21 protein-coding genes and 1 pseudogene are annotated in these 19627 nt (G+C 72.3%); 9 read left to right on the top strand and 13 right to left on the bottom strand.

Going from position 1 to position 19627, the window contains the following annotated elements:
• Nucleotide 1 precedes the first annotated feature (1 nt).
• The 5 genes from ACMATS_RS04865 to ACMATS_RS04845 all read right to left on the bottom strand — a co-directional run bounded on the left by ACMATS_RS04865 (nucleotide 2) and on the right by ACMATS_RS04845 (nucleotide 4620).
• On the bottom strand, nucleotides 2-295 hold the full coding sequence (locus ACMATS_RS04865) for a hypothetical protein (RefSeq protein ID WP_390778670.1): 294 nt from the start codon (nucleotides 293-295) through the stop codon (nucleotides 2-4).
• Between the two features lie 58 nt (nucleotides 296-353).
• Nucleotides 354-713, bottom strand: coding sequence for a hypothetical protein (locus tag ACMATS_RS04860; RefSeq protein WP_414167003.1), 360 nt, complete (start codon nucleotides 711-713; stop codon nucleotides 354-356).
• 111 nt (nucleotides 714-824) lie between these two features.
• On the bottom strand, nucleotides 825-1940 hold the full coding sequence (locus ACMATS_RS04855) for an amidohydrolase family protein (RefSeq protein ID WP_414167002.1): 1116 nt from the start codon (nucleotides 1938-1940) through the stop codon (nucleotides 825-827).
• Entirely contained in the window at nucleotides 1941-3299 is a 1359-nt protein-coding gene (locus ACMATS_RS04850; protein WP_391149306.1) for a glutamine synthetase, read from the bottom strand.
• Nucleotides 3300-3414: 115 nt separating this feature from the next.
• Entirely contained in the window at nucleotides 3415-4620 is a 1206-nt protein-coding gene (locus tag ACMATS_RS04845) for a serine hydrolase domain-containing protein (protein ID WP_414167001.1), read from the bottom strand.
• A gap of 384 nt (nucleotides 4621-5004) precedes the next feature.
• Between ACMATS_RS04845 and ACMATS_RS04840 the strand changes: the two genes are divergently transcribed.
• From ACMATS_RS04840 to ACMATS_RS04825, 4 genes are all read left to right on the top strand, one after another.
• Nucleotides 5005-5760, top strand: a complete 756-nt coding sequence (locus ACMATS_RS04840; protein ID WP_336412286.1) for an SDR family oxidoreductase — start codon at nucleotides 5005-5007, stop codon at nucleotides 5758-5760.
• A 60-nt stretch (nucleotides 5761-5820) separates the two neighbouring features.
• Entirely contained in the window at nucleotides 5821-6777 is a 957-nt protein-coding gene (locus tag ACMATS_RS04835) for an isoaspartyl peptidase/L-asparaginase family protein (protein ID WP_414167000.1), read from the top strand.
• A 118-nt stretch (nucleotides 6778-6895) separates the two neighbouring features.
• On the top strand, nucleotides 6896-7975 hold the full coding sequence (locus ACMATS_RS04830; RefSeq protein WP_414166999.1) for a YncE family protein: 1080 nt from the start codon (nucleotides 6896-6898) through the stop codon (nucleotides 7973-7975).
• A 241-nt stretch (nucleotides 7976-8216) separates the two neighbouring features.
• On the top strand, nucleotides 8217-9113 hold the full coding sequence (locus ACMATS_RS04825) for a polysaccharide deacetylase family protein (RefSeq protein WP_414166998.1): 897 nt from the start codon (nucleotides 8217-8219) through the stop codon (nucleotides 9111-9113).
• Between the two features lie 247 nt (nucleotides 9114-9360).
• Here ACMATS_RS04825 and ACMATS_RS04820 read toward each other — a convergent pair whose 3' ends face one another.
• From ACMATS_RS04820 to ACMATS_RS04810, 3 genes are read right to left on the bottom strand one after another with little or no spacing between them, the layout of a single operon-like run.
• Nucleotides 9361-10014 (bottom strand): phosphatase PAP2 family protein, encoded by a 654-nt coding sequence (locus ACMATS_RS04820; protein WP_390778678.1) that lies wholly within the window; start codon nucleotides 10012-10014, stop codon nucleotides 9361-9363.
• A complete protein-coding gene (locus ACMATS_RS04815; protein ID WP_390778679.1) occupies nucleotides 10011-10652 on the bottom strand; it encodes a phosphatase PAP2 family protein in 642 nt (213 codons plus the stop codon). Before ACMATS_RS04815 ends, ACMATS_RS04820 begins: the two co-directional genes overlap by 4 nt.
• A gap of 17 nt (nucleotides 10653-10669) precedes the next feature.
• Nucleotides 10670-11374 carry a DedA family protein gene (locus tag ACMATS_RS04810; protein WP_390778680.1) on the bottom strand — a complete coding sequence of 235 codons (705 nt, stop codon included), beginning with the start codon at nucleotides 11372-11374 and terminating at the stop codon, nucleotides 10670-10672.
• Nucleotides 11375-11465: 91 nt separating this feature from the next.
• Here ACMATS_RS04810 and ACMATS_RS04805 point away from each other — a divergent pair, with 91 nt between their 5' ends.
• Both ACMATS_RS04805 and ACMATS_RS04800 read left to right on the top strand, forming a co-directional pair.
• On the top strand, nucleotides 11466-11849 hold the full coding sequence (locus ACMATS_RS04805; protein WP_336412279.1) for a BlaI/MecI/CopY family transcriptional regulator: 384 nt from the start codon (nucleotides 11466-11468) through the stop codon (nucleotides 11847-11849).
• Complete coding sequence (locus ACMATS_RS04800) at nucleotides 11846-12799, top strand: M56 family metallopeptidase (protein ID WP_390778681.1); 954 nt, start codon at nucleotides 11846-11848, stop codon at nucleotides 12797-12799. Before ACMATS_RS04805 ends, ACMATS_RS04800 begins: the two co-directional genes overlap by 4 nt.
• A gap of 65 nt (nucleotides 12800-12864) precedes the next feature.
• Here ACMATS_RS04800 and ACMATS_RS04795 read toward each other — a convergent pair whose 3' ends face one another.
• Complete coding sequence (locus tag ACMATS_RS04795; protein ID WP_414170657.1) at nucleotides 12865-13872, bottom strand: cytochrome c oxidase assembly protein; 1008 nt, start codon at nucleotides 13870-13872, stop codon at nucleotides 12865-12867.
• 219 nt (nucleotides 13873-14091) lie between these two features.
• Between ACMATS_RS04795 and ACMATS_RS04790 the strand changes: the two genes are divergently transcribed.
• Both ACMATS_RS04790 and ACMATS_RS04785 read left to right on the top strand, forming a co-directional pair.
• On the top strand, nucleotides 14092-14949 hold the full coding sequence (locus ACMATS_RS04790) for a DUF2127 domain-containing protein (RefSeq protein ID WP_414166997.1): 858 nt from the start codon (nucleotides 14092-14094) through the stop codon (nucleotides 14947-14949).
• Nucleotides 14950-15579 carry a rhomboid-like protein gene (locus tag ACMATS_RS04785; RefSeq protein ID WP_390778683.1) on the top strand — a complete coding sequence of 210 codons (630 nt, stop codon included), beginning with the start codon at nucleotides 14950-14952 and terminating at the stop codon, nucleotides 15577-15579. It abuts the gene before it with no gap.
• On the opposite strand, the gene ACMATS_RS04780 is transcribed toward ACMATS_RS04785, so the two are convergent.
• The 4 genes and pseudogenes from ACMATS_RS04780 to ACMATS_RS04765 form a co-directional block, all read right to left on the bottom strand.
• Nucleotides 15550-15933, bottom strand: a complete 384-nt coding sequence (locus ACMATS_RS04780; RefSeq protein WP_390778684.1) for a hypothetical protein — start codon at nucleotides 15931-15933, stop codon at nucleotides 15550-15552. The two genes, ACMATS_RS04785 and ACMATS_RS04780, sit on opposite strands and share 30 nt — an antisense overlap.
• A gap of 137 nt (nucleotides 15934-16070) precedes the next feature.
• A complete protein-coding gene (gene rodA / locus ACMATS_RS04775; RefSeq protein WP_390778685.1) occupies nucleotides 16071-17267 on the bottom strand; it encodes a rod shape-determining protein RodA in 1197 nt (398 codons plus the stop codon).
• A 117-nt stretch (nucleotides 17268-17384) separates the two neighbouring features.
• A pseudogene (locus ACMATS_RS04770) lies at nucleotides 17385-18386 on the bottom strand (chitinase); the annotation flags it as partial.
• A 264-nt stretch (nucleotides 18387-18650) separates the two neighbouring features.
• On the bottom strand, nucleotides 18651-19043 hold the full coding sequence (locus tag ACMATS_RS04765) for a rodlin (RefSeq protein WP_414166996.1): 393 nt from the start codon (nucleotides 19041-19043) through the stop codon (nucleotides 18651-18653).
• Nucleotides 19044-19289: 246 nt separating this feature from the next.
• Between ACMATS_RS04765 and ACMATS_RS04760 the strand changes: the two genes are divergently transcribed.
• Nucleotides 19290-19604 (top strand): putative quinol monooxygenase, encoded by a 315-nt coding sequence (locus tag ACMATS_RS04760; RefSeq protein WP_390778687.1) that lies wholly within the window; start codon nucleotides 19290-19292, stop codon nucleotides 19602-19604.
• Nucleotides 19605-19627 lie beyond the last annotated feature (23 nt).

Genomic DNA, 19627 nt, shown 5'->3' with positions numbered 1-19627 from the left:
GTCAGCCGCAGGCCGCTCCGCGGGAGCGAATCAGCGCAGCTTCCTCCTGCACCTTCCGGGTGATGTCGATCCACTCGCCCGGCACCTCGCGGCCCGCCGCCTCGGCCGCGGCGGCCTGCCGGCCGCGCTCGACCGCGACCAGGGTGCGCTCGGCGATGCCCTGCCACTTCGCGAACACGGCCAGTACCCGGTGCGCCGGGGCGCTGCCGATCTCGTCGGTGAAGCGCTGGGCGAGATCGGGGCTGCCGAGGGCCTCGCGGATGCGCTCGATGCTCCACGGCCGGCCAGTGCTCATGGGTCCCTCCCGCGTAGGCGGCTCGGCCGACCAGATTAGCGAAAGGGGTAGTGCGATTTCAGCGGAACGCGGTGCGGCCGCGCACGACCGGCGTGCGGTCCGCGCACCGGGCCACGAACATGACGCTGTGGAAGGTCTCGTACCCGTACCAGCGGGACGGGAAGTACACGGCGGCGCCGCGGCAGCCCTCCGTGTCGTAGAGGTAGGCGTCGTGGTCGGTCTCGTTGCCGGTGACGCCGGCCGCCTCGCCGACCGGGTAACACCGGCCGTCCACCGGGTCGGTGAGGGAATGCCGCTCCGTGCCCTGCTTCGTGGAGTAGACGAACGTGCCGCCGGCCGCGCGGGCGTCCGCAGGGGTGACGGCGGTGAGCAGGCCGGCGAGGGCCAGGGCCTCCAGGGCCCGGATGGGACGTCGCATGGCTCTCCTCGGCTGCCGCTCCGCTGCCCGGTCCGCCGCGACGCTACGGGCGGACGGCGGCCGGGCGGGGCCGTTCGGCGGGGGCTTCACCCGAACGACGGCGTGCGCCCGTCAATCGTCCAGGCCGTACAGGCGCCGGGCGTTGCCGCCGCCGGCCATGGCCGCCACCCGCTCGGCGTCGGCCGCGGACCAGGCGCCCTCGGCCGTCCACTCGGCCAGCAGGCCCGTCAGCCCCCGGCGGAAGAGCTCGGTGCCGACGACGAACAGTTCGGGCAGGCCGTGGGCGTCGGTGGAGAACAGCAGCTTGCCGAAGGGCGTCAGCTCCAGCGCCTCGGCCAGGACCGCGCGCGCCCGGGCCCCGGTGTAGCTGAGGGACAGCCCGACGTCGGCGTACACGTGCGGGTACACGTGGGCGAGGTATCCCGAGCTGCGCAGGTACGGGTAGCCGTGCAGGAGCACCACGGAGCAGCCCGTCGGGCGCACCGCCCGGATGAAGTCGGTGAGCAGCAGCGGGTCGCAGCGGTGCAGCCGCAGGTCCGGGTCGCCGAATCCGGTGTGCAGCTGGAGCGGCAGTCCGGTCTCCGCGGCCGACCACAGCAGGTGCCGCAGCAGGACGGGGTCGGTCAGGCGGCCGCCCGGCGCACGGCCGGCGAGCCAGCGGCCGGCCGCTGCGCGGACCTCGGCCCCGGACGGGGGAGCGGGGTCGAGGTCGAGGCCGTGGCGGTACGCGGCGATGGACTTGAAGCCGACGGCGGTGCGGGCCGCCTCCCGGACGACGCCGGCCAGGCCGTCGGCGAAGGCCTCGGCGCTGCCGGCCGTGTCGGCGGTGCGCTCCGCCAGGCTCTCCAGCCGGGCGATCTCGTGGACGGCGGCGCCGCCGGCCGCCGCGAACCCGGGCAGGTCCAGAAGACCGCCGTCCAGTCCCGTGTCTATCAAGTAGTCCGTGATCCCGGTGGACCCCAGCAGCCGGCGGTTGACCTCGTGGGCGCCCAACTCCCGCCTGCGGTCGAGGTAGTGGCCGGGCGGGCAGTGCGGTTCGAGACCGAGCAGCGGCGGGCACCAGCGGCGCACCGCGAAGCCGAGCTGGGTGTCGAGGTGGGTCGTGCCGGGCGCGGGAGGCGCGTCGGACTCGGTCAGGTACGCGGCGAAGGTGTCCGCGGTGGGGTCGTCGCGGAGCACGCTGTGGCAGTGCTGGTCCACCAGGGGGGACGGGTGCGGCGTGGTCATTCAGTACCGCCGGAGGACGGCGTCGGCGATGTCCTGCGGGGCGGCGCCGGCGTACTGTTCCGCCTCCGCCCGGCGCACGGCGAGGATGGCCTGGAACAGCGGTTCGCCGAGGGTCTCGCGCAGCAGTGACGAGCGTTCGAAGTGCTCCAGTGCCTCGTCCGGCGTGGCCGGCAGGCGCTGCTGCCCTTCGGCGGCGACGGGGTCGCCCGCGACGGGCGGCGGCAGGGTCAGTGCCGCGTCCATGCCGGCGAGCCCGGCGGCCGTCACGGCGCCGGCCACCAGGTACGGGTTGGCGGCCGCGTCGAAGCACTTGACCTCGGCGTTGGCGCCCGAGGCGTGGTCCGGGGCGCCGGTGATGAAGCGCAGGGCGGCCTCCCGGTTCTCCAGCCCCCAGCACTGGAACACCCCTGCCCAGCGCGAGGGTTCGAGCCGCAGGTGGCTGGCGGGCGACGGGGCTCCGAGGAGCATCAGGGCGGGCAGTTCGGCGAGCACGCCGGCCATGAAGGACTCGCACACCTTCGTCATGCCGTACGGGCCGTCCCCGCCCCGGCACAGGTTCCGGCCGTCCTCCCAGAGGCTGAAGTGCAGATGTGCGCCGTTGCCGACCTTGCCCACCTCGACCACGGGCGCGAAGCCGGCGTCCAGGCCGTGCCGGGCGGACACCGCCCGGATCGTCTCGCGGACGAGGACCACGAGGTCGGCCGCGCCCACCGGGTCGGCGGGGGCGACGGAGACCTCGAACTGCCCGGGGGAGTACTCGGGATGGAGCTGCAGCACGTCGATGCTCTGTGCCGCGAAGGTTTCGAGCAGGTCGCGCAGGTAGTCCGAGAGCTCCACCATACGCGCCATGCTGTAGGCGGGGCCGGTGCCCGCGTAGGCGGGCCCGGGGCCCGGTGCGCCGGCGCGGGTGACGACCCATTCGGTCTCGAAGCCCATGCTCAGCCGCAGTCCGCGCTCCGCCGCGCGGTCGGTCATCCGGCGCGCGAACTGCCGCTGGCACGCGGCGTACGGGCGGCCGTCCTGCTCGTACCGGTCGACGGGCGCCCAGGCCCAGCCCGGCTGCCCGGCCAGCAGGGTGAGCCGGTCCAGGTCGGGGAAGAGCCGCAGGTCCCCGTCGGGGCCGCCGATGTGGGGGCTCATGACGGAGGAGTCGTCGGTGAGGTAGACGTCGAAGACCGGTGACATGCCCACGCCCCACCGGGCGGTGTGCGCGAGCCGGGAGACGGGGACGGCCTTGACCCGCGTCAGGCCCGAGTTGTCGACCCAGGTGAGGGCGACACCGTGCACGTCCTGCGCGGTGAGCTGGGCGGCCTCCTGCCGTGCCGCCGACTCCGCCCGCTCCCGCTGTGCTCTCTGCATACCGGCTCCTCCGCAACACTCCGCCCAGAGATTCTGGACCGTCGCTCTTCCGATTACACATTGATCGGGCCGACGGGCGGTGTCTCCCGTCGGCCCGTGCCGCCCGTCGCCGGGGTCAGCGCAGTGCGGCGAGCCGGTTCAGGGCGCTGCGCGTCGCGCCCGCGTCGGCCGGTTTCGTCGTGCCGCAGTACTCGGCCAGGAGCATGCCGGTGGTGTCACCCGTCCAGTCGCCGTTGAAGTTGAACGCGGCGGTGTGGCGGCCGTCCGCGCTGGAGGCGGCCATGGAGGTCGAGCCGTGGATGCCGCCGCCGTGGAACCAGAGGACCTTTCCGCAGGGGAGCGTGGCGGAGGAGACGCCGAGCCCGTAGTGCCCGAGGTTCTTCTCGTCCGTGGGCACGGTGGTCGTCAGCTCCTGCTGCTGCTTCTCCGGCAGCAGCTTGCCGCCGAGCAGCGCGTGGTAGAAGCGGTTGAGGTCGCCGGTGGTGGAGATGATCTCGCCCGCGGACCCGCCCCAGGAGGGGTTGAGCTCGGTCACGTCGTAGATCTTCGCGTCGGGCTTCGGGTCCAGGAGCTTGCTGTAGGCCCGGCCGTGCGGGCCGGGCATCCGGGGCGAGGTGCCGGGGAGCGCGGTGCCGTTCAGGTGCAGGGGCCTGATGATGCGCTCGCGGATCTCGGTGGCGTAGGAGCGGCCGGTCACCTTCTCGACGATCATTCCGGCGAGGATGTAGTTGGTGTTGGAGTAGTGCCACTTCTCGCCGGGCGCGGCGTACGGCGCGTGGGCGACGGCGATGTCCACCAACTGCCGTGGCGTGTAGGTGTCGTAGCGGAGCTTGAGGAAGTCCTTCGAGATCCGGGTGAGCATGGCGGGATCCTCGGTGTAGTTGAAGATCCCGCTGGTGTGGTTGAGGACTTGGCGGACGGTGATGCGGCTGCCGTCGTTGCCGTTGCCGTCGACCACGCCCGGCAGCCACTGTTCGACGGTGTCGTCCAGGTCGATCCTGCCCTCGCTCTCCAATTGCAGCAGGACGGTCGAGGTGAAGGCCTTGCTGATGCTGCCGACCCGGAAGCGGTCCTGGGCGAGGCGCGGGCGGTGCGTGGTGAGGTCGGCGACGCCGGAGGAGCCGTGCCAGGCGTCCCGGCCGTTCCGGGTCTCCCCGAGGACTCCCGGCACACCGGCTGCGACCTGGGCGTCCATCGCGGCCTGGGTGGCGTCGTGCGAGCCGGCCGGCGCGGCCGAGGCCGTGGTGGTCAGGGTGGTGGCGGTCAGCGCTGCGGACACCACTGCTGCGGCCAGGGCTCGGCCTACGGTCTGTTTGCGCATCGATGCGGTCCTGCCTCTCCGATCGCGGTGACACATGGGTGTGCCGTTACAGCAGACACCGCCAACTGCCCGTGGGTTGAGCGGGATTCGGCGCGTGGGTGAGATCCGGCCACGGGTGCCGGACTCACCCGGACTCCGCTTCGGTGACTCACTCTTTCGGTGGAATGCACCCAAGGTGATCGGTCGACTACTCTGGGTGTGTGCGGCTCGGGGGTGCCGCAGACGACCCCAGGGGTGTTCCGCGTCCCGGGAGGGTGGGGGCGGCCGGCGGGCGGTGGGGTCCGCCCGCCGGCACGTACGCGGACATGCGGATGCGGACATGCAGATCCCGATATGTGCTCATAGGGTGGGCCTGCCCTCGTCACCCTCTTCGAGGAGGGGCACATGCCCACGCACACGCTCAAGGACAAGGTCGTCGTCATCGGCGGCGCATCGAGGAACCTCGGCAGTCTCATCGCGAAGGAAGTCGCGGCGGACGGCGCCAAGGTGGTCGTCCACTACAACAGCCCGTCCTCCAAAGACGGCGCGCAGCGCACCGCCGAGGCCGTCAAGGCGGCGGGTGGCGAAGCGATCGTCCACGAGGCCGACCTGACCAAGGTGTCCGAGGTCGAGGGGCTCTTCGAGGTGGCGGTCGGCGCCTTCGACAAGGTCGACTGCATGGTGAACACCGCCGGCATGGTGATCAAGAAGCCGATGACGGAGGTCACGGAGGAGGAGTACGACCGGATGTTCGCGGTCAACTCCAAGGCCGCGTACTTCATGATGCAGGAGGCGGCCAAGCGGATGGAGGACGGCGGCAAGATCGTCACCATCGTCACCTCGCTGCTCGCCGCCTACACCGGCCTCTACTCCGTGTACGCGGGCAGCAAGTCGCCCGTTGAGCACTTCACGCGCGCCCTGTCCAAGGAGCTGTTCGGCCGCAACATCTCGGTCAACAACATCGCGCCGGGCCCGATGGACACCTCGTTCTTCTACCCCGCCGAGAGCGACGACTCCGTCGCGTTCCACAAGTCCTCGTCCATGAACGGCGAACTGACGAAGATCGAGGACATCGTGCCGTACGTGAAGTTCCTGCTCACCGACGGCTGGTGGCTCAACGGACAGACCCTCTTCGTCAACGGCGGCTACACCACCCGCTGATCCCGCACATGGCGCGAACGCCGTATGGACACCGCGGTGCGCGGTGTCCAGGGTCGAGGCATGCGCCCTGCCGCAACTCGCCGACCCGACGCCCTTGATGTCGCCCTCGCCGTGCACGGGGGCGCGGGCACCGCCCTGCGTCGCGGGACCACCGACGCCCGGACCGAACGGGCCTACCGCACCGGGCTGGCCGACGCCCTGCAGGCAGGCTGGGCAGTGCTGCGCCGCGGCGGCAGCAGCGTGGACGCCGTCGAGGCGGCGGTGCGCGTGCTGGAGGACGACGAACTGTTCAACGCGGGCCGCGGCTCGGTGTTCACCGAGGACGCCGCGCACGAGCTCGACGCTTCCGTCATGCGCGGCACGGACCTGGCCGCCGGGGCGGTCGTGGGCGTGCGGCACGTGCGCAACCCCGTCTCCGCGGCCCGCCTGGTGATGGAGCGGACGAGACATGTGATGCTCGCGGGGCGCGGCGCCGACGAGTTCGCCGAGCGCAGCGGCCTGGCGCCCGTGACCCAGGACTACTTCAGGACGCAGAAGCGCTGGGACGAGCTGATGAGGGCGAAGGCGGGGGCGGCGGCGGACCGCAGCATCACCGGCACCGTGGGCGCCGTCGCCCTCGACGACGCACAGGGCCTCGCCGCGGCGACGTCCACCGGGGGCATGACCGGCAAGCAGGCCGGCCGCGTGGGGGATTCGCCCGTCATCGGAGCCGGAACGTACGCGCAGGACGGCACGGCCGCCGTGAGCGCCACCGGCAAGGGCGAGGGTTTCCTGCGTGGCGCGGCGGCCGTGGCCGTGGTGCACCTGGTGGAGTTCGGGGGCAGGGACGTGGCATCGGCCGCGTACGAGGTCGTCATGGAACGGCTGCCGCCGCTGGGCGGCACGGGCGGGGTCATCGCCCTGGACGCGCGCGGTGCGCTGGCGGCTCCGTACAGCAGTCAGGGCATGGTGCACGGCCATGTGACGCGGGACGGCACGGTCGTCACCCGGGTGTTCCCCGACGAGTCACCCATGTGACACAGGTCATCCGCCGAGGCGTGAAGTTACCGCCCCACCTGGTTATTTGAGTTCCGTGCAATCCTCGTTTGCCTACCTTGCACTGGAGTCATGCCTCCCCGCGGCCGAAGATGACCGCATGACCCCCAACACGCCGCACAACGGCACCACTTCCGCACCCGGACGCGACCTGCTGGCCGTCGTCAGCCAGACCGGACCGACCGTCACCTTCTTCGACGCCGTCACCCATCAGCGGCTGGACGTCGTCGAAGTGCCCTCCAACCCCCACGAGTTGTGCTTCGACCCGGACCAGCGCCTGCTCTACTGCGCCAGTACGTACGTCTCCGGCTACTACGGCGCCCATGAGGGCCGCGCCCGGCAGGTCAGCGTCATCGACGTCGCTACCCGCACGGTCGTGGACGTCCTGGACACCGCCCCCGACCACGCACCGCACGGCCTCGCCCTCGACCGCGCCCGCTGCCGGCTCTACGTCAGCGTCGAGGCGACCGCGGACGCCCCCGGCGGCGTGCTCGTCTTCGACACCCGCACCCGGCAGCGGATCGGCCGGATCCCGGTCATGGCCGACGGCCCGCACTGGTTCGCGGTCACCCCGGACGGGCGCCGGGGGTACGCGACGAACAAGGAGGCGCCGTTCGTCTCCGTCGTGGACCTGGAACGCGACGCCTTCGCCGGCCGGATCCCCGTGGCCGGAAGCGAGGGGCTGGACGTCTCCCGGGACGGCGCCCACGTCTACGTCGCCGCCCCCAAGGGCGACTTCGGCTCCCCGCCCGCCGTGCAGCCGGGCATCCGGGTCGTCGACACCGCCACCGCCGAGGTCGTCCGCACGATCCCCACCGAGGGCATCGTCTTCCCCGTCCACACCACGGCGACCGGCGCGCTCCTCGCGGGCGAGCTGCGCGTGGCACCCGGGAAGGGCGGCGTCCTGGGGGCGCAGACCGACGGCGTGCTCACCTGCTTCGCACCCGGCACCCTCGAGCCCGCCGGGCAGGTCCCCGTCGGCCGGTTCCCCCTCACGATCACCTCGTCCCCCGACGGCACCCGCGCCTACGTCTCCGCCGTGCTGTCCTCGACCGTGACCGTGGTCGACCTGGTGGACCTGCGCGTGCTCGCCACCCTCGACATCGACCGCAAGGGCGAGGCCGGGGCCCACGGCCTCGCGTACATCCCCGCCGCCGCGCCCCCCGGGACCGCTGCCTGACGATTCCGCTGTCTGACGATTTGTCGCCTTGTCACCCGACACGCCGAACAGGCCACCCGGGCGGCCCAGCGACGCACGGGCCCGCGGTTGCGCGGGGCGGCGGCTGCCGGGAGTGTGGGGGCGAAGATCACCCAATCTGCTCGGTGTGTCTGCCCGGGCACGGCGCCCCGTCCGTGCCCGGGCGCCCCGGGTGCGGTGCGGACCGAGCGCCTGGCGGTCCGTCACCCGTGAGGAGTCGCGCATGTCCGGATACCGTGCAGCCCTTCGGAGAGGCAGCGGACGGCACCGGCGCCGCCGGCGCCCGCCGGTGAAGTCGGCCGCCGCCTTCACCGTGCTGGTCACCTGCTCCGCGTTCGCGGCCACCTCGCTGGACGATCCGCCGCCCGAGTGCGGCAAGAAGGGCCCGGGAGCCGCCTGCACCGGGCGCAACGCCCAGCGGGCGGCCGGCATACGCAGGACGGGCGGTCCGGACGACGCCCCCCGCAACGGCTCGGACCAGAACGCCACGGAACCGGACGGCGTCTACGACCGCGAACGCTGCGGCAACACCTCCAACCGGATCCTGCTGACCCTGGACGACTGGGCCTACAACGACCCGGACCGCGCCGTGCGCGTCGGGGCGCAGCTGCAGTCGCAGGGCATCCGCGCCGCCTTCTTCCTGATCAACCAGTTCGCCGCCAGGTACCCGCAGATCGTCGCCACCCTGCGGCAGCAGGGGCACTGGGTGGCCAACCACTCCTTCTCGCACGCGAAGCTGACCTCGCTCTCCGACCAGGCGCTGAAGGACGAGATCACCGGCGGCCTGCCCAGCAACGTGCTCCGCCCGCCCTACGGGGACGCCGGGGAGCGGGAGCAGGACGTCGCCGCCGACATGGGCTACCGGATCTGCAACTGGACCATCGACACCCACGACTGGGAGAAGCCGGGCGGCAACTTCACGAGCGTGGACGCCATCCGGAACAACGTGCGCAACGCCACCCCAGAGGAGAAGCACAACGGCGTGATCCTCGGCCACCTCTTCAGCAACTTCCCCGACGCCCTCCCCGGCGTCATCGGGGACCTCCACGACCAGGGCTACCACCTGTGCCGCAACACGGGGCCGGTCGGAGACCGGGTGCCGTATCCGCTGCAGTGCTGAGGCGCCTCGTAGGGGCGCGGGGCTGTGACATTGTGCGGCTCCGCCGCGTGGGCGCGACCAGCCCCCACCGGCCTGCAGCCGACGCACGACCCAGGGGTCCGGGGCGAAGCCCCTGGGGGCACCTCCTGGGGGTACCCCCAGGAGGTGCCTGGGGGAGGTAGCTGGGAGACCTCGACTGCAGGCGCGTCGTGGCCGATCGCGCAGTTCCCCGCGCCCCTACGGGGCGCGAAGATCCGCCGGGCACGCCCTAACGGTCGGCCGCACGCCTGAGGAGCAGCAGCGCCGGTACGAGCCAGCAGGCGGCGAACAGCCAGCCCGCGGCCACGTCGGTGGGCCAGTGGACGCCCAGGTACACGCGCGTGGCCCCCACCCCGGCTGCCCACAGCCCGCAGCACACGGCGGCGGCCCGGCCCGCACTCCCCGGCAGCGCCCGGAGCACCGCCCAGGCCAGCAGCCCCGCGACGAGCGCGCTCGTCGCGGAGTGCCCGGAGGGGTAGGCCGCGCCGGAGGCCTGGGTGACCCAGTCGGCGGCGGCCGGCCGCGGCCGGGAGACCGCGTCCCGCGCGGCCATGCGGGCCAGCTGACCGAGCAGCAGCACCCCCAGCGCGGCGCACACCACCGGCACCCGGCGCCGCGCCGCAGTGTGCGGCCGGCACGCGATCCAGCCCGCAACCGCCGTCAGCAGGTACGGCACCGCGCCCGTGCCGGTCGAGGTGAGGGCCTTCGCCGCGGTGTTCACGGCGCCGCTGCGGTGGGCGAGCGCCGCACGGTGCAGGGCGGTGTCCACGGCCAAGGGGGCGCCGTGCGCGACGGCCACCGCCGCCGTCAGGGCGGCCAGACCCAGGGCCGCACATGCGAAGGCCACGGCAGCCGGGGCTGCCGTGGCCGGGGGACGCGTCACGCCGTGGCGGTCAGCAGAGGCCGCAGCGGTCCGCCGCGCGCCCGCTCGACCCAGGGCGCGGCCCGCGTCGCCAGCAGCGTCAGGATCGGCGCCAGGACGATGCCGACCAGCGCGCCGGCGACGACGTCGTGCGGGTAGTGGGCGCCCACCCACACCCGGGAGAAGCCCATCGCCACGGCCGCGAGCAGTCCGATCGCCCCGAGCCTGCGGTCGATCATCCACAGGGCCGCCGCCGCGGAGAAGGCGATCACCGAGTGGTTGCTGGGGAAGGACCAGTCACCCGGCGCGGGGCAGGCCTCCAGCGTGAAGCTGCCCGGCAGGGACCGGCACGGCCGGTCCTCCTGCACCAGCGACTTGAGCACCATGTCGACCCCGAACACGGCGACCACCACCACGGGCACCGCCAGCGCCCGGGCCATCACCGGGGCGTCCAGTCGCCGTGCGCGCCACCAGGCCAGGAGCATCAGCACGGCGAACAGGGCCAGGCCGTAGGAGGTCCAGGCGGAGATGACGTCGTTCAGTACCGCGGGGGCGTGCCGGGCCTCCTCGGTGACGTCCGTGTAGATGCTGCCGTCGATACCGGAGCCGTCGAAGGCAGGCGCAGTGCCCGCCGCCAAACCGATGCTTGTTGCAGTCATTCCCGTCATTTCTGTCGTTACTGTCCGTCCGTGCTCCCCGAGGCGGCCGACGCCGCCCCGGCTGCGGCCCGGCGACGGCCGCGCAACAGCTCGATGCCGACCGGCAGCAGTGACAGCAGCACTACAACGCCGACGACGGGGAGCAGGTAGCGGTCCACGTTCGGAATGGCCGAGCCCGCTGCGTAACCGCCCAGGACCAGCCCGACCGTCCAGACCGTACCTCCGGCCACCTGCCACAGGGCAAACGTCCGGGGGGCGATGCCGAGTGCCCCGGCCAGCGGATTGAGCACCGTGCGCACCACGGGCACGAAGCGCGCCAGCACGATCGCGCGGGCGTGTCCGTACCTGCCCAGCAGTTCCTCGGCCCGCTCCACGCCCTCGTGCAGGCGCTTGTTGCGGGAGCGGGAGAGCAGCGTCCGGCCGCCGCGCCGGCCGAGCACGTAACCGCACTGGGCACCGGCCAGCGCCCCGACGACGGCCGCGGCCAGCACCTGCACCAGGTCCAGGTGCGGTCCGGAGTGCGCTCCCGGCCGGCACAGCAGGCCGGCGGTGAACAGCAGCGAGTCGCCGGGCAGGAAGAAGCCGACGAGCAGCCCGGTCTCCGCGAAGAGGACGACGGCGATGCCGAGCGCCCCGAAGGCCGCCAGCAGCGAGGACGCATCGAGGACATTGACGGCCAAGGTGGCCACGGGGGGTGCGGGCACGAGCGCGAGGCCTCCCATAATCGAGGGCAGGGCCGAACGGCCCCGACTGTCTACAATCCCGTAGACGGTCTACGTGACTGTAGACGATTCCAGGGAGGGAGCGGTTCCCGTGACCGAGTCCATACGCCGCCCGGCGGGCGAACTCGAGGCCGCAGTGCTCTCCGCACTCTGGGCGGCCGACGGCCCGCTGACCCCGCCCGAGGTCCAGCTGGCGCTCGGCGGCCCGCTGGCCCGCACGACCGTGGCGACGATCCTGGCCCGGCTCCACGACAAGGGAACCGTGCGGCGCATCCGCAGCGGGCGCGCCTACGCGTACAGCCCGGCCGTCGAGGACCACGCGGCCCTCGCCGCCCACCGCATGCACAGCGAGCTGGACAAGGAGGCCGACCGGCCCGGCGTGCTCGCCCGCTTCGTCTCCCGGCTCTCCACCGACGACGAGGCGCTCCTGCGCGACCTGCTGCGCCGGGCCCACGGCTCCGGGGAGCCGGGATGATCTGGGCCGTCTGGGCGCCGCTGCTCGCGCCCTTCCTCGCGGTTCCCGCCGCCCGCAGGCTGGCGGGACTGCTGCCGCCGCGCGCCGCGGCCCTGCTGCTGGCCGCCTCCGCGGCCGCCCTGGGGGTGTTCGGCGCCGCGGCCCTGGCCCTGCTGACCGTGGCCGCGCTGCTGCACCTGCCGTTCGTGGCCGCGCTCGGCCACGTCAGGGCGGCCCTGCTGCCGCACGACCCCGCCTTCGCCGTCCCGCTCGGGCTGGCCGCGACCGCGGCCGCCATCGCCGTGGCCGTGGACACCGCCCGCACCCTCCTGCGCCACGTCCGGCAGCTGCTGCGCGCCGGGGCGGAGACGGCGGGCCGCTCCAGCGCGGGCGACCTGACGGTGCTGCCCGACGAGGCCGCGGACGCCTACGCCCTGCCCGGCCGGCCCGGCCGGGTCGTCGTCACCGCGGGGATGCTGCGCAGCCTGGACGCCGACGAGCGCGCGGTGCTGCTGGCCCACGAACGCGCCCACCTCGCGGGGCGGCACCATCTGCTGCTGCTCTGCGCGGAGCTCGCCGGGTGCCTGCATCCGGCCCTGCGTGCCCTGCGCGCGCCGCTGGCCTTCCAGCTGGAGCGCTGGGCGGACGAGGCGGCCGCCGCCGCGGTCGGCGACCGAAGCCTGGCCGCCCGCGCGGTCGGCCGCGCGGCCCTGGCCGCCTCCGCAGCCCCGTCCCGCCACCGCCCCGCGACGGCCCTGGCCGCGACGGCGGGCCCCGTGCCCCGCCGCGTCGCGGCCCTCCTGGCGGCTCCCGCCGCGACCCGCACCATCCCGGCGGGCCGCACGGCTCGGGCCGTGGCGCTCCTGCTGGCCGCCTGCCTCCTCGCCTCCGGCGCCGCGGCTGCGGATGCGACGCACGACCTGCACGACAACATCGAGTCGGCGCAGCACGCCGGTCCGCAGGGCACGTGAATAAGCAGGGCACATGAAACAGGGCACATGAAAAAAGGGGTCCGGGGTTCACACCCCGGACCCGTTCAGCCCTGTCCCCGCCGGAACCGGTCCCCGATCGCGCCCTGGTCGGTCTCCCACCACGGCCGCATCATCTCGGGCCCCGGCGCTGCCGCCTCGGCGGCCTCGGCGCCGGCATCCGCCGCCGCGGGCTGAGGGGCGGCCGCAGCGGCCAGTTCCTCGTCCAGCCTCCGGTCCAGCGCCGCCGTGGCGCCGCGTTCCGCGCGCACCCACTCCACGAACACCACGATCAGGAACGGCAGCCCCACCAGCTCCGCGATCGTGAGCATCAGCCCGCCCCCGATCGCCTGGTCCCGTTCGGCCCCCGGCCCCCACTCCGGCGCGTGCGCCCGGTACCAGCCGCCCGCGATCAGCGTGCTGCTGGTCATCACGACGATGCCCGGCACCGCGTCGACGAGCCCGTCGACGAAGACGAACAGCGCCCGCACCGGATGCCCGCACCACGAGGGCAGCATCTCCTCGTGCGAGAGCATCGGCAGCACGAAGAGGCACCCGGTCAGCACGAGCTGCAGGTACATCACCTGGTGCACGGCCTCGTGCCGCAGGGCGGCCTCGAAGTACGGGGTGAAGTAGATGCTCAGCTCGCTGGCCAGGACCAGCACCGTACTGAGCACCGGGAAGGTCAGCGTGCGCACCGGCCGGCTGCGCAGCGCCCGCTCCAGCCGCTCCCCGGACCGCGCGGGCAGCGCCCGCCGGGCCAGCGCCAGCGGGTCGCCGAGGGCCAGGCCCAGCGGGGCGATCAGATCGAGCAGGATGTTCTGCACGGCGGCGGGCCAGAACAGCACCCGGTCGTACACCGCGAGCGCGGACATGGTCGCGACGGCCGTCGTCCCCAGGCCCAGCAGCGCGAAGGCGAGCGTCCGGGCGACCGGCCAGCGCTCCCCGCGCCGCGTCACCCGGGCGACGCCCCACGCGTACAGCCCGCCCAGTACGACGACGGCCACGAGTCCGAACGGATCGGCCTGCCACGTCCCGAGCATGCGCCCGGGCGTGAGCTCAGGAAGGTTTGCCACTGCCACGGACGTTCAGCGTAGGGGCGGCGAAAAAGGATCACTCGGCGGGTTCGTTCTCTTTGCCAACGCACAAGAAAAGGCCGTATTCGGCCAAGTTCACGCCAAGGGGAAACCATGGAAACACCCTCTGGTGGTGAAGTTTGGTCAAGTCCCCTGACGGGCGCGGGAGCATGAGGCAGGGGTGCGACGCGGGGGCGTGCACCGGGAGGAGGACGACAGGTGACGCACGAGCAGGGACCGGTGCCCGCTCCGGGGGTACGGCACAAGAAGCGCCGGCTGCAGTACGAGCTGATCGGGTGCGGCCTGCACGGGCACAGCCTCGTCGGCACCGACGCCGCACAGGTGGGTCCCGAAGACGCGCTGCTGGTGCGTGAGACGGCCGACGGAATGCGCTGGCACCGCTGCCTGCGCTGCGACGCCTGGCTGCCGTTGCCGACCCCGGACCGCCCCGTGGCGCAGACCGTGCCGGAGCGGCACACGATCGAACTCCCGCTGCGCGGCCGTCCGCTGCGCGACCGCTACGTCCTGCGGCTCATCGCCATCGACCGGCTGGTGCACTTCCTGGTCCTCGGCGTGCTGGCCGTTGCCGTCTTCGCCTTCGCGCGCGAACGGGAGCGGCTGCGGGGCCCGTTCTACCGGATCATCGACGCCGTGCAGAACGGCGTCGGCGGCCCGAGCGGAACCGGCCGCCACGGCTTCCTGGGGGACCTGGACAAGGCCTTCGCCGCCCACACCTCCACGCTGTGGGTGATCGGCGCGGTCGTCGCGGCGTACGCGCTGCTCGAAGGGATCGAGGCGATCGGCCTCTGGCTGGCGAAGCGGTGGGCCGAGTACCTCACCTTCGTGGCGACGGCCGTGCTGCTCGCGCCCGAGATCTACGAGCTCACCGGGCACATCAGCGCCACGAAGATCCTCACCCTGCTGATCAACGTCGCGGTCCTGGTTTATCTGCTGTTCGCCAAGCGGCTGTTCGGGGTGCGCGGCGGCGGGCGCGCGGAGGAGGCCGCGCGGGAGCGCGACATGGGCTGGGAGGCCCTGGAAAGGGTCCACCCGGGCCCGGTGCGGAACGGCTCCTGAATGACGGTGCAGCGAGCGGAGAACCGTCCGGCGGACCTGCTGCGGCGGCTGCCTGCGACCACGGTGTACGTGGCCGTGCTGCTGGCCACCGCCGGCTGGATGGCCACCGAGTCCAGATCCGGGCAGGCGCGGTTCATACGGCACATCAGCAGCAATGTGCACCACCTGAAGGTGGGCAAGTGGTGGACCCTGCTCGCCAGCGGGCTCGTCGTGGACGGCGTCCCCGCGCTGCTGGGCATCGCCGCGGTGGCCGCGGCCGTGGGCCTGGCCGAGTGGCGCTGGGGAACACTGCGCGGGATGGGCATCTTCCTCTTCGGCCACCTCGTGGCGACCCTGCTCACCGAGGGTGCCATGTGGCTGATGCGCCTGGCCCACCTGCCGGGCGCCCTCAGCCGGGCCCGGGACGTGGGCATCAGCTACGGGCTGGTGGCCACCGTCGCCTGCCTGCTCGCCGTCGGCGGCGAACGGTCGCGGCGCTACGGGCTCGGCCTGCTCACCGCGGCGCTCACGATCGCCTGGACCGTCGACCACGAACTGGCCGACGCGGGCCACCTCGTAGCCCTCGGCCTCGGCGTCCTGGCCGCCCGCAGCCCCTGGCTGTCAGCGCACCCGGACCGTGGTGACGGGTGAGGTCCGCAGCACACTGGGGTGCCTGTCGTCGGGTCCGGCCATCTTGTACAGCACGCCACGGAACTGCACCGTCCCGCGCCGCTGCGGCGTGATGCGAGTGTCGACCCTGGCCCCCGCGCCCGAGCTCGCCGGGTTGCCGCACGACACGATGCGCCAGGCATCCTGGCCGCCGTCGCGCTCCTCGACGCAGGCCTGCAGATAGTGCGCAGCGTCGTCGTCGCCCGCACCGCTGACCCGCACGGCCTGACCGGAGCGCACGGTGTGCGCGGCGGCGCTGATCTCCATAGCGCCTTTGGCAGCGGCAGGCCCCGCAGCCAGCACCACCACCACGACGGCGACGAGTACGTGCCGCATGAGCGTTCCTTTCACCAGGCGCCGTACCAGGCGCCCCCGAAGGGGCGCGAGGCTGTACTGCATATGCGGCTCCGCCGCGTGGGCGCGACCAGCCACAACGAACCCGCACCCGAACAACCCCGAACCCCAGTGGAACGCTAACCGCTACGCGGCCGTCTGGAGTCGATCCGGATGGACTGCAGGAGTCCGACGGCCCCGCAGACGGCGAACATCGACGAGCCTCCGTAGGAGACGAACGGCAGCGGGATGCCGGCGACGGGCATGATGCCCAGCGTCATCCCGATGTTCTCGAAGGACTGGAACGCCAGCCAGCACACGACGCCGACGGCGAGCAGCATGGCGAACATGTCCCCGGCCCGGCGGGCGATGACGAGCGCGCGCCACAGCACCACGCCGACCAGGGCGATGATGGCGCCCGCACCGAGGAAGCCGAGTTCCTCGCCGGCGACGGTGAAGATGAAGTCGGTCTGCTGCTCGGGGACGAAACCGCCGTTGGTCTGGTTGCCGTGGAAGAGGCCCTGCCCCACCAGTCCGCCGGCCCCGATGGCGATCCGGGCCTGATGGGTGTTGTAGCCGACGCCGCCCGGGTCCAGCCCGGGGTCGGCGAAGGCGGCGAAGCGGTTCAACTGGTAGGCGCTGAGCAGGTGCAGGGAGAAGACGGCCGCGACCACGGTCGCCGCCACGCCTCCCAGCGCGGCCAGGTACCGGGCGGGGACGCCGGCGGCGAACAGTATCCCCGCCGTGACCGCAGCCAGCACCAGACTGGTGCCCAGTTCGTGGCTGGCCATGATGACCAGGGCGGGCACCCCGAACAGGGCCAGGGCCGCCAGCATGTGCCGCGGCCCCGGCGCGGGCGTGTCGCGCGCGTCCTTCGCCTCGGCCAGCAGTGCCGCCAGCATCACGACCAGGGCGAGCTTGACGAACTCCGAGGGCTGCAGGGAGAAGCCGCCGCCGATCACGATCCACGAGTGGGCGCCGTTGATGGTGCTCGCCAGCGGGGTGAGCACCGTGGCGAGGAAGAGCAGTGCGGCGCCGTAGAACACCGGGGCGTAGCCGCGCAGCCGGCGGTAGTCCACGATGCTGAGGGCGAGGCACAGGACGAGCCCGATGAGCAGGTTGAGCAGGTGCCGTTTGAGGTAGGTGTGCGGGTCCGTGCCCGTGACGTCCTCGCGGTGCATGGTGGCCGACCAGGTCAGCAGCCCGCCGATCGAGCCGAGCGTCACCACGGCGCCCAGCAGGATCCAGTCCAGGCGCCACAGCGGCGAGGCGCGGCCGAAGGCCCGCAGGGCGGGCCGACGGGCAGCGGCCTGTGCATGCACGAGCGAGGTTCTCACGGTCACGCCCTCCGGATTCGCCGCGGGGAACAGCCAAAGCGGTGGGGCAGACTCTACAGTTAACGACTTGCGCAACCGTTAAAACTATTGTCGTTCAAATGGGTCCGTTGCGTCCGTGCCGGTGAAGGGCGCGAAGGCGTGGCTGAAGTCCCAGGTGCCCTGCTGCAGTCCGGAGCAGGTGTCCGACCCCTTGGTGCCCGGGCAGCCGCCGTTGTCCCGCTGGAGCGCCCAGAACGACAGGGTGTTGACGCCGTGTGAGGCGGCCCAGTCCGCCACCTTGGCCGCGTTCTGGACGGTGAAGGTCTCGGCGGGCCCGTAGTCGTCGATGCCCGGCATCTCCGTCACGCCGGTCATGGCCCACAGTGCGTCCGAGGACTTGTCCGGGTAGAGCTGCGCCAGCTGGTCGTGCAGCCCGTCGGCCGCCGAGACGGTGTCGGCGGCCATGTCGTGCGTCGCACCGTCGTAGTAGTCGAAGGTCATGATGTTGACGACGTCGACGCGGGCGCCGTTGGCTACGGCGTTGTCGAGCACCGCGAGGCCGCTGTCGGCCAGGCCGTGCGTGGTTGTCGGCAGGGTGTAGGAGAACTGCACGGTGCGGCCCGTGCTCGCGGCCCAGTCCTGCACCTGCTTGACGGCCTTGTTGCGACGGTCGATTCCGGCCGTGTTGGTCAGGGAGTTGTCCTCGATGTCCAGGTCCAGGCGGGTCACCCCGTAGGTGGTGATCACGTTCTCGTAGGCCTGGGCGATCCTGTCGACGTCCGTGCAGCTGTCGGCGAGTTCGGTGCCGCCGTTGTCGGCGGCGTATCCGCCGAGGGACGGGATGACGTCGCCGCCGTTCGCGCGGATGGTGCTCACGTCGGAGCCGAACACGGCTTGTGACACGGGCTTGTTGGTGTCGCCGTTCCAGTACGGGGTGCACGAACCCCGGGCCTCGGTCTGCAGGAACGCCAGTGTCAGGTACTTCGCCCCCGACTGGGCGGAGAGCGCGGCGGGGCTTCCCGGCGTGTAGGTCTCGTAGTAGGGCGCGAAGACGTGCGGCGGCAGCGAAGGTGCGGCTGCCCGCGCCGTGCCGCTGCCGCCGCCCAGGACCAGACTTGCGGTTGCGGCCGTGGTGGCCACTGCGGCCGTCACGGTACGGAGGGATATGAGTCGTCTCACGGAGGCTCCCGGTGGCCGATGTCGTGCACTGAGGTGGGGGCTCTTGCGCGGGGAACATCGTTGGACCAGACCAATGCGGTGTCAAGATGGGGAACGCACCGCGTGCGCGGACGAGTTGAGTGCCGGACGGCATGGGGGTGAATCTCCGTGAGCGCAGAAGAATCCCCCCGCTCCGGGTGCCCGTACACCCGGAGCGGGGGGAATTCCGTCCGACTACTGCGATCGTCAGCCGTTGGCCGAGCCGTTGCCCGACAGGATCGGGATCTCGTCCAGGATGTGCGACAGCGCGTCGTCGCCGTCGTTGATCGTGGAGTTGTCGGTGCACTGCTGCTGCTGCTGCGAGGTGAGGATCGGGATGTCCTGGAGACCGATGTTGATGAGGCCGATGACCGACTGGATCTCGGCCTTGCCGATGGCGATGCAAGGCTTGTTGAGCGTGCCCTGGATCAGGCTCATCTGCGGGCTCTCCTGGCCCCCGGTCTTGGTGTTGCCGTAACCGGTCTTGGCGCCGTTCGCGTTGGCCACGTCGGTGTCGTTGCCAATGGCCATCGCCGGGGCGGCCATCGTGCCGACCGCGGTAGCCGTCAGGGCCGCCGTGGCGAGTACCTTCTTGAGCACTTCTCTAGCCTTTCGATCGATCGAGCGTTTCCCGCTGGGAAGTGATCTGAGTAACTCCGGGCAAATTAAGAAGTTCCGGACTTTCACTCATTCGACCCATTGCCCCTCGCGCCGGTTTGGCGCAGCGTGTCCCATCCGGCGTGTCCCGCCGGGCCGTTCGGCCACGGATCGCGACAAGAGACCGCGCGCTTCGCCATGCTGGGGCGTATTCCGGCCGAATCCGGTGGACCCGATGGAGGCGCACCCATGACCGTCGAATACGTCCGCTACCGCATTGCGGACCCCGAGCGCCGCACCGCCTTCGAGAAGGCGTACGCGGCCGCGGTGCAGCACCTGTACTCCGCGCCCCAGTGCCTGGGCTACGAACTCTCCCGCGGAGTGGAGGAACCCGAGCGTTACGTCCTGCGCATCGAATGGACCTCGGTGGAGGACCACGAGAACGGGTTCCGCCGCGGTCCGCACTTCCCGCCGTTCCTTGCGGAGATCCGGCCGTTCACCGGCGACATCGAGGAGATGAAGCACTACGAGCGGACGCTGGTGGTCGACAAGGGGAGGGGCTGACCGGGAGGTGTGACCTGTCCCAC

It is taken from the genome of Streptoverticillium reticulum (genome assembly GCF_047456005.1).
In the GTDB taxonomy this organism is placed as follows: Bacteria; Actinomycetota; Actinomycetes; order Streptomycetales; family Streptomycetaceae; genus Streptomyces; species Streptomyces reticulum.
This window is presented reverse-complemented; position numbering and strand designations above follow the sequence as displayed.